Origin of the sequence: Pseudanabaena cinerea FACHB-1277 (genome assembly GCF_014696345.1) — a bacterium.
GTDB lineage: Bacteria > Cyanobacteriota > Cyanobacteriia > Pseudanabaenales > Pseudanabaenaceae > Pseudanabaena > Pseudanabaena cinerea.
In genome coordinates, this window is the sequence record NZ_JACJPY010000130.1 from 1 (window position 1) to 7,458 (window position 7,458).

Genomic DNA, 7,458 nt, shown 5'->3' on the forward strand with positions numbered 1-7,458 from the left:
CCGAACCAACCGATGTATAGACGGTTGTTGGTGCTGGTGATCCAATTGCAAAACTGATCCCAGATGGAGGCGCTTTCGCGTCTTTGTACTGCTGTGGTCATTTTTGTATTTTGGTTTAAAGTTTGTTTTTAATAAGCTTTCGCTTACATATACAAATATATCAAATTGTAAAGTTTTGTCAACATTCCTTTCGGTAGAGGTGAGATTACCGAACACTTCCATAAAAAAAGGAGCGCTTAGCGCTCCTTTTTTTATGGCGGATTTTTATGGCGGAAATACTTACTCGTAAATCCAAGAAGTGATGCTAGGTTGCCATGTAACTAGCTCTTCGGGGGTGAACCATAGGGCTATTTCAGTTTGGGCGGTTTCGATCGCATCGGAACCATGAATGATGTTGCGCCCGATATTTGCGCCATAGTCGCCACGAATAGTGCCAGGCTCAGCCGTGAGTGGGTTGGTTGCGCCAATAATTTTCCTTGCCGAAGCCACTACGCCGTCACCTTCCCATACCATTGCCACCACAGGACCAGAGGTAATAAATTCGACTAGCCCAGCGAAGAAGGGTCTTTCTTTGTGAACGCCATAATGCTTTTCGGCTAGTTCGCGGGTGGGTTGCATTAGCTTGAGACCGACTAGCTTAAAGCCTTTGGCTTCGTAGCGACGAATAATTTCGCCGACTAGTTGACGCTGTACGCCATCGGGCTTAACTGCTAAAAATGTACGTTCCATGATTTTGATTGAATTGTTAAGCAATTGTAAAAAAGTTTACAGACAGCATTATTTCATTTTTTGCGTACTTATTTTGTGTACTTAAGGTGTAACTTTTACAGTTGTGGCTGTGGTCACTTGGCTAAATAATTCGCGAATGTCTTCGTTATACATACGGATGCAACCGTGGGAGGCAGCTTGACCAACAGAGGCGCGGTTGGGTGTGCCATGAAAGCCCGACCAGTTTTTGCCATCTGTCCAGAAGCCAATCCAACGATCGCCTAGGGGGTTGTCAGGATCGCGGCTGGCAATGACATCACCTGTGAAAGGATTTTCCCATGCGGGATATTCAATGGTTTGCAAGACCCGATGGCTGCCCATGGGGGTACTCCAGCCTTGCCGACCGACCGCAACGGGATAAGTTTTGAGAGGGATTTCACCATGAAAGGCGGTGACTTTACGTTTACTGATGCTAACTTCGAGGCGCGTGACCTGCATTAGTTGCCGATCCCATAGTTTGCGGGTGGGATGGACTGCGTAGGGCGATCGCAGGGCAGGTAATTTTTGTTGATAGGCGAGGGCTTGGTAAATTAAGACAGCCAACTCGCTTTTGGTAATGGCTTGGTTAGGGGCAAGGATGCGCGGATCGGGATAGTTGATGGCTAAGCCCTGTTGGGTAATTGTAGCGATCGCGGGGATCGCATAGTTGGGAATATCGATCGCATCACGATACATTGACAGTAAATATGCCTGAGGTTTTTTGGCATCTTTGATATTGAGGTTTAATTCACGGGCGATCGCCACTAATGTTTCGGCTTTGGTGGCAGGTTGATCGAGACGGGTATTAATCTTGGGACTGTTACGATTGGCAAAAGCCACATCCAGAATTTTGGCAAGTTCAGCGCGGCTAATGACGCGATCTGGTTGAAAAAGGCTGACCGCATCGTTTAAAAGCAGGTCTCGCATATGTGCCAGAGACAGCAATCCTTCAATATGCGATCGCGCCCAATGCCTCTGAAGATCTAGCAATAAAAAATTACTAGATCCTTTGGGAGTTGCACTTTCTAGCTTGGCAGAGGCTTGCAATATCTTGGTATTAGTTAGCGCATCAGCAAAAGCTGGTGATAGCGGTAGCCCATAGCCTAGCAAGAGCTTAATTGATAGATAGGCGATCGCGTAGGTAATTTTGGGGATGATAACCTTCATAATGAGAGATGCTGCTAAGGATTACTGCTAGTCATATGTGGTCAATTGTTATTCCAACTTATAACCGTTTGCCAATTTTGCAAAAATGTTTGCAAGCTTTGGAGCAACAAGAATTTCCACATCCCTATGAAATTGTATTGGTAGATGATGGTTCTGATGATGGCACGGTGCAATATTTGCATGACCATACTCAAAACTTTCCCCATGTGCGCCTGTTTCAGCAGGATCACCAAGGGGCAGCGATCGCTAGAAATACAGGAATTGATCTGGCAAGGGGGGAAATCATCGTTTTTATCGATAGTGATTTGGTGGTGACACCTGTATTTTTGGCGGCTCACGCGCAGGCTCTAGCTCACGCGCAGGCTCTAGGGGGCAGTGATCGCGCTTTTACCTATGGGAGCGTCATCAATACCAATAATTTTGAAAATCCCACATCTGAGAAATTCACAATTCAGGATATTTCGACCGCTTTTTTTGCCACGGGCAATGTGGCGATCGCCAAGCATTGGTTAATTGCCGCAGGAAAATTTGATATTAGCTTCCGTCAATATGGCTGGGAAGATCTCGAACTAGGCGTGAGGTTGAAGAAATTGGGCTTGAAGTTGATTAAATGCCCTGATGCCATCGGCTATCATTGGCATCCTGCCTTTACGATCGCGCAGTTGCCGCGTCTAGTCGATGTGGAGGCGCAACGGGGACGCATGGGAGTTTTATTTTATCAAAAGCATCCCACATGGGAAGTCAGGATGATGATCCAGATGACATGGTTTCATGTTTTGCTATGGGGCATATTATCGTTAGGTGGGTTGCTCAATGAGCGATCGCTGCGTCCTTTGCTAGCATGGCTGGTCGATCAAGGCAAGCCCCAACTCGCTCTCGAAATTGCGAGAATCTTCCTAAATTGGTACAGCGTCAAGAGTGTCTATGCCGCCTATCGCCAAATTTCTTAAAGTTCACGATTTTCGACTTTCTAAGCTATTTTGTGTTTTATTGGAATTATTGACTCAATTAAAAAAATGAACATAGAAGAAATTTTGGCAGGGTTTGAAATTTCTGATGGCGAATATAAGCTCAAAGAAGTTGAGGCCGCTTTAGAGCAAAAAGAAGAAATCATTCCCCATTTGATCGCGCTTCTTGAAAAAGTTAGAGATGAGCCGTCGAAATATACGGGAGGTTCTGGTTATTACGCTCATGTCTATGCCTTAATGTTGTTGGGATATTGGCGAGAAGCTAAAGCCCAACAGGTGATCATTGATTTAGTTAGCCTTCCCAAACCTCTGCCAGAGGATCTTTTTGGTGATATCATCGTCGAACATCTGCCCGAAATTTTATTGCGAACCTGCGGCGGCTCTGTTGAAAAAATCAAAGAACTTATTACCAACAAGAATGCTGATGCATATAGTCGCGAAGCGGCAATTACAGCGATCTCCTATGCTGTGCTAGAAGGGTTTATCACTAGAGAAGATGCCTTATCTTACTTTGCTGGATTTTTCTCAGCAGATGCAGCGCCCGAAGACTCATTCTTTTATAGTCAGTTAGCCTGGGAAATCTGCGATCTTTATCCAGAAGAATTAATAGATACAATTCGTGGAGCCTATGAGCGAGAGCTAATTGATGATTTCGTTATTGGGATTGAGGACTTTCAAATAGCTTTAGACTGCGGCAAGGAGCAATGTCTGGAAGATTTTCGTAAGAAAGCCTCTAATCGTTCCTTAGACGACTTCCATAGGGTCATGCAATCATGGACTTGTTTTGACGATGAAACTATTAAGCCATCTATACCTAAAAAAACTAACCAAGAGTTTTTTGCCAAACCCGCACCAAAGCCTAAAAAGAAAAAAGAATTTTGGGATTTATGAAAGTTGCCCTCGAATTTCTCTACCACTTTCATTGCGATCGCTGTCGTAAATGGTGGAGTCGTGCGGATATAGAACCCCAAATTGGCGAAAGGGTTTACTGTCCTTATTGTGGACATATCAATGAAGTTGAGGCGATCCAAACTTTTCGCAATGCCGCAAGGGGGGGCAGTTGCCTGAGTCAGCGCCCTGACGAGAAGATTTCAGCCGAGCCAACACCATTGCCAATCAAAAGCCTTGGGAACTAGTCTTTGTGCCGTGAACCTTTGATTTTCTCAATGAAAAATTCTTCCAGAGTTTGTCTTGCTAATTCGATCGCGATCGCCTTTGCCCCAATGGTATTGAGAAAGTTTAAGAAATCTGGCAAATCCTGCGCTAACTGCCCATGCCAAGTATCACCTTGAAAAATCAGGTGCTGTAACCAAGGCTCTAGATCGGCGGCTGTGCCTCCGTGACCACTAACTTGATAAGACTGCTCAGTACCAAGTAGCTCATTGAGTGTCCCAACGGCGATCAACTCACCTTTATTGAGAATGCCAATGCGATCGCAGATCAGTTCCACATCCGACAAAATATGGCTGTTGAAAAATACAGTCTTACCCTGCCCCTTGAGCATCAGAATAATTTCACGCACCTGATAACGTCCGACAGGATCAAGCCCTGACATTGGCTCATCGAGAAATACGACCTCAGGATCATTGATGAGAGCTTGGGCGACCCCGATGCGCTGCACCATGCCCTTAGAATATTGCCGTAATTGCTTTTTGCGGGCAACGGACTGTGACAGCCCCACCAGATCCAATAGGTCGGCAATGCGCTGGCGGCGAAGGGGCGTTGGCACACCAAATAAATTGCCAATAAAGTCGAGTAGCTCCCAGCCTGTCAGATAGTCATAATAGTAAGCATTTTCGGGTAAATAGCCGATCGCCCTTTTCGCGGCGCGATCGCCGAGGGGATAGCCCAAAATTCGCCCTGTTCCTACTGTAGGCTGGATAATACCCAACAGAATTTTGAGTAAAGTGGTTTTACCTGCACCATTAGGACCAAGCACACCAAAGGTTTCGCCCTTAGCAATTGTCAGTGAGCAATCTTGCAGAGAGTTGATTTTTTGATTTAACCAAAAACCTGTACGGTATGTCTTACCCAAACTCTGCGCCACAATTGCATCGTCTGTCGTTACCTTAGTTAGAGATTCACTAGTCAAGACTTCCACCATAAATGCGATCGAAGTTACAGAACTTTTTTAGCACCATTATTCAGTCACATTTTAACGCACCTGTCCCCCAATAGCCTATACAATATAGCCAAATGAGGGTAGATAGCACTCAAGCTATGAGTAATATTTTTTTGCTGCCAGCAAGTTTAGATAAGAAACAGCGCTTCGCTGCTTTTTGGGAATATTTATTGGAAAATGTGCCTCACATCGGTCAAGAGCTTGTGGATTTTTTGGTACAGCGTTCGGGGAAGGCTGGCTCCAAATTCATAAGGGCGACTAGTCACCCATCGATTGCTGCCGATGCTCAGCCTGACCTGCTGTTAGAATGCCAAGATTTTGATATTATCTGTGACCATCGCCTTGATAGTGAAATGGGGCAGCATTCGCTGGAAACTTTCTTGGATTTGGCGCGATCGCAAACAAAATTGACCTATGTGGTGATTATCAGCAATAGTTATTGTTTGATTGATCAGAATTTGTTAGAGCGCGATGAGGTAAGGCGGCATTATCTGATGCCCATAGATGACAATAATGCATCTATGCCCTGTTTTTGTTGGCAAGACATCTATACTATTGTTGCCCAAAGTCGGGAGCGACTTGCCCACGAGTTTGCCGAATATATGCACTTCATGGATATGCAGCCTTGGCAACATAGCACTTGGGGCGAGCTATTTATCAATCCCAATATGGCAAAGGATTTTTGTAAGGAGTGGCTACCAACGATCAATTATTTTCAAAACTTGGGGGTAAGTAGCAAACTTACTGGCTATAGTGCCTTAGAAATTATGAATCCTTTGCCTTGGTTACAGCTTTTGTATATTTATACGGCAAGATCAGTATCTCATAACGATTTGCAAGCGGTCAGCCCTTACTTAGTGGCGACAATTTGGATCAAGGGCAATGAGTTTGAAAAAGCCAGAGCATTTCATGGCATTTTCGATCAACTGGTGGTTCCCCAAAATCCACAGATTGAGGTGGATGTTCGTGCTAGTCTTGCCGATGGTCTATGGATGATCAAATCTGGTAATCGACCAAAATTAGCAGCCACCTATTACACTTCGCTAGATCGCGTGGTATCTAACGATCGCCCGCAGATGCAAGCCAACCTATTAGCCTTCACAAAAACCGTATTTGATCATGCCCAAGGTATTTAGGGTGCAAGAGATTATTACATCAGCAAGATAGCTTTAGGGCTGTCGTCCTTTTGCAGACTCAATTTGGATTTGGTTTGGGTGATCTCGATATAGATATTTTCAAGGCGCACGGGTTGACGCATGAGCGAGTCGATCACAATGCCATCAAAACATTCCAATATCTCTTTTAACTCCATTGTCCTTGGCAATAATAGGGCGAGGTCTTTGCCGTAGTGACGGTAAGCAAACCCTAACTCAAGGGATCTCGCAATCACCAAATCTTCACAGGGGGTTTGTACGATCGCAATTTCTTGGGCAGGCACATAGCCACGCAACTCTTGCAGACTACCCTCCGCCAACAGTTGCCCCTGTTTAATGATACCAATGCGTTGGCAGAGTCGCTCAGCCTCTTCCAACATATGGGTTGTAAGCAAGATGGCGGTATCTTGGCTAGACAATTTACGAATTAATTCCCAAATTTCATAACGGGCTTCGATATCTAGCCCTGTGGTTGGTTCGTCCAGAATTACCAATAAGGGCTGATGTACTAGGGCGATCGCCATACTCAGTCTTCTTTGCATTCCGCCACTGAGCTTTTCGGCAATGCTATCAATGCGATCGCTGAGTCCCACTAGATCCAAACAATTAACAGCCCTCTGACGCGAGAGGCGATCGGTGAGTCCGTAGAGCTTACCAAAAAATATAAGATTTTCAGCGCAGGTTAAATTTTTATAAAAGATATTTTCCTGTGGCGCGATCCCAATCAGCGATCGCCAAGACTTAGATTGAGATAAATTGCGGCGCGGAGAATTGATAAATTGGGGATTGATTCGGCTATCTCGCTCCTGATGATCATGCCAAATTAATTCGCCGTGATCGGCTTGCAGCAAACCGCAGAGAATACTAATTGTCGTTGTTTTACCTGCACCATTGGGTCCCAACAGCCCATAAACCTCCCCAGCATTGATAGCAAAGCTCAAGTCCTGCAAAACTTGCTTGTTTCCATAGGCTTTACAGATTTTGCGAACCTCTAGCACAGGTTTACCTATCTCCGATTTGTAATTATCCTTAAAGATACCGCGCTTTGCCCTGACTTAAAACCCATAAATAAAACCCATAAATATTTTTGATCACTAGCAAGCATTGCGCCTATGATTTAAGTTGCGAGGCTTGACATCCGCCCCGCGCTGAAGCGACGGGCATTCCTAAGACTCACGACTTAGGTTTCTGCTTCATAGCACCAGCCTTAACAGATTTACTCTGTTCGGGTCTTACAGTCGCTCCACAGACATTAACCGCAAGCCCTGCGGCAAGAATATTTTTAGCAGCATTCACATCT

8 protein-coding genes and 1 pseudogene are annotated in these 7,458 nt (G+C 45.1%); 4 read left to right on the forward strand and 5 right to left on the reverse strand.

Annotation, left to right across the window (positions count from 1 at the left end; genetic code table 11):
- Nucleotides 1-279: 279 nt before the first annotated feature.
- Together ndk and H6F44_RS23375 are read right to left on the reverse strand one after the other, a co-directional pair.
- Nucleotides 280-729 (reverse strand): nucleoside-diphosphate kinase, encoded by a 450-nt coding sequence (gene ndk / locus H6F44_RS21435; RefSeq protein WP_190353127.1) that lies wholly within the window; start codon nt 727-729, stop codon nt 280-282.
- Between the two features lie 81 nt (nt 730-810).
- On the reverse strand, nt 811-1,914 hold the full coding sequence (locus tag H6F44_RS23375; protein WP_242016692.1) for a L,D-transpeptidase: 1,104 nt from the start codon (nt 1,912-1,914) through the stop codon (nt 811-813).
- 35 nt (nt 1,915-1,949) lie between these two features.
- On the opposite strand from H6F44_RS23375, the gene H6F44_RS21445 reads away from it, so the two are divergent.
- The 3 genes from H6F44_RS21445 (at nt 1,950) to H6F44_RS21455 (ending at nt 4,018) form a co-directional block, all read left to right on the forward strand.
- Nucleotides 1,950-2,864, forward strand: a complete 915-nt coding sequence (locus H6F44_RS21445) for a glycosyltransferase family 2 protein (protein ID WP_190353128.1) — start codon at nt 1,950-1,952, stop codon at nt 2,862-2,864.
- Between the two features lie 66 nt (nt 2,865-2,930).
- Nucleotides 2,931-3,773: a DUF1186 domain-containing protein gene (locus tag H6F44_RS21450; protein ID WP_190353129.1), complete on the forward strand. Its 843-nt coding sequence runs from the start codon at nt 2,931-2,933 to the stop codon at nt 3,771-3,773.
- The gene (locus H6F44_RS21455) at nt 3,770-4,018 is read left to right on the forward strand and encodes a hypothetical protein (RefSeq protein ID WP_190353130.1); all 249 of its coding nucleotides are present in this window, start codon (nt 3,770-3,772) and stop codon (nt 4,016-4,018) included. Before H6F44_RS21450 ends, H6F44_RS21455 begins: the two co-directional genes overlap by 4 nt.
- Here H6F44_RS21455 and H6F44_RS21460 read toward each other — a convergent pair.
- Nucleotides 4,015-4,986 carry an ABC transporter ATP-binding protein gene (locus H6F44_RS21460; protein WP_190353131.1) on the reverse strand — a complete coding sequence of 324 codons (972 nt, stop codon included), beginning with the start codon at nt 4,984-4,986 and terminating at the stop codon, nt 4,015-4,017. The genes H6F44_RS21455 and H6F44_RS21460 overlap by 4 nt on opposite strands.
- A gap of 116 nt (nt 4,987-5,102) precedes the next feature.
- On the opposite strand from H6F44_RS21460, the gene H6F44_RS21465 reads away from it, so the two are divergent.
- Nucleotides 5,103-6,140 carry a hypothetical protein gene (locus H6F44_RS21465; protein WP_190353132.1) on the forward strand — a complete coding sequence of 346 codons (1,038 nt, stop codon included), beginning with the start codon at nt 5,103-5,105 and terminating at the stop codon, nt 6,138-6,140.
- Between the two features lie 14 nt (nt 6,141-6,154).
- On the opposite strand, the gene H6F44_RS21470 is transcribed toward H6F44_RS21465, so the two are convergent.
- Together H6F44_RS21470 and H6F44_RS24170 are read right to left on the reverse strand one after the other, a co-directional pair.
- A complete protein-coding gene (locus H6F44_RS21470) occupies nt 6,155-7,156 on the reverse strand; it encodes an ABC transporter ATP-binding protein (RefSeq protein ID WP_190353133.1) in 1,002 nt (333 codons plus the stop codon).
- Nucleotides 7,157-7,331: 175 nt separating this feature from the next.
- Nucleotides 7,332-7,458: pseudogene (locus tag H6F44_RS24170) on the reverse strand (RNA-guided endonuclease TnpB family protein); the annotation flags it as partial.

Excerpts from the sequence above, each read along its gene's own strand:
- ndk (WP_190353127.1), bottom strand. The coding sequence starts at position 729 with ATGGAACGTACATTTTTAGCAGTTAAGCCCGATGGCGTACAGCGTCAA.
- H6F44_RS23375 (WP_242016692.1), bottom strand. The coding sequence starts at position 1,914 with ATGAAGGTTATCATCCCCAAAATTACCTACGCGATCGCCTATCTATCA.
- H6F44_RS21445 (WP_190353128.1), top strand. The coding sequence starts at position 1,950 with ATGTGGTCAATTGTTATTCCAACTTATAACCGTTTGCCAATTTTGCAA.
- H6F44_RS21450 (WP_190353129.1), top strand. The coding sequence starts at position 2,931 with ATGAACATAGAAGAAATTTTGGCAGGGTTTGAAATTTCTGATGGCGAA.
- H6F44_RS21455 (WP_190353130.1), top strand. The coding sequence starts at position 3,770 with ATGAAAGTTGCCCTCGAATTTCTCTACCACTTTCATTGCGATCGCTGT.
- H6F44_RS21460 (WP_190353131.1), bottom strand. The coding sequence starts at position 4,986 with ATGGTGGAAGTCTTGACTAGTGAATCTCTAACTAAGGTAACGACAGAC.
- H6F44_RS21465 (WP_190353132.1), top strand. The coding sequence starts at position 5,103 with ATGAGTAATATTTTTTTGCTGCCAGCAAGTTTAGATAAGAAACAGCGC.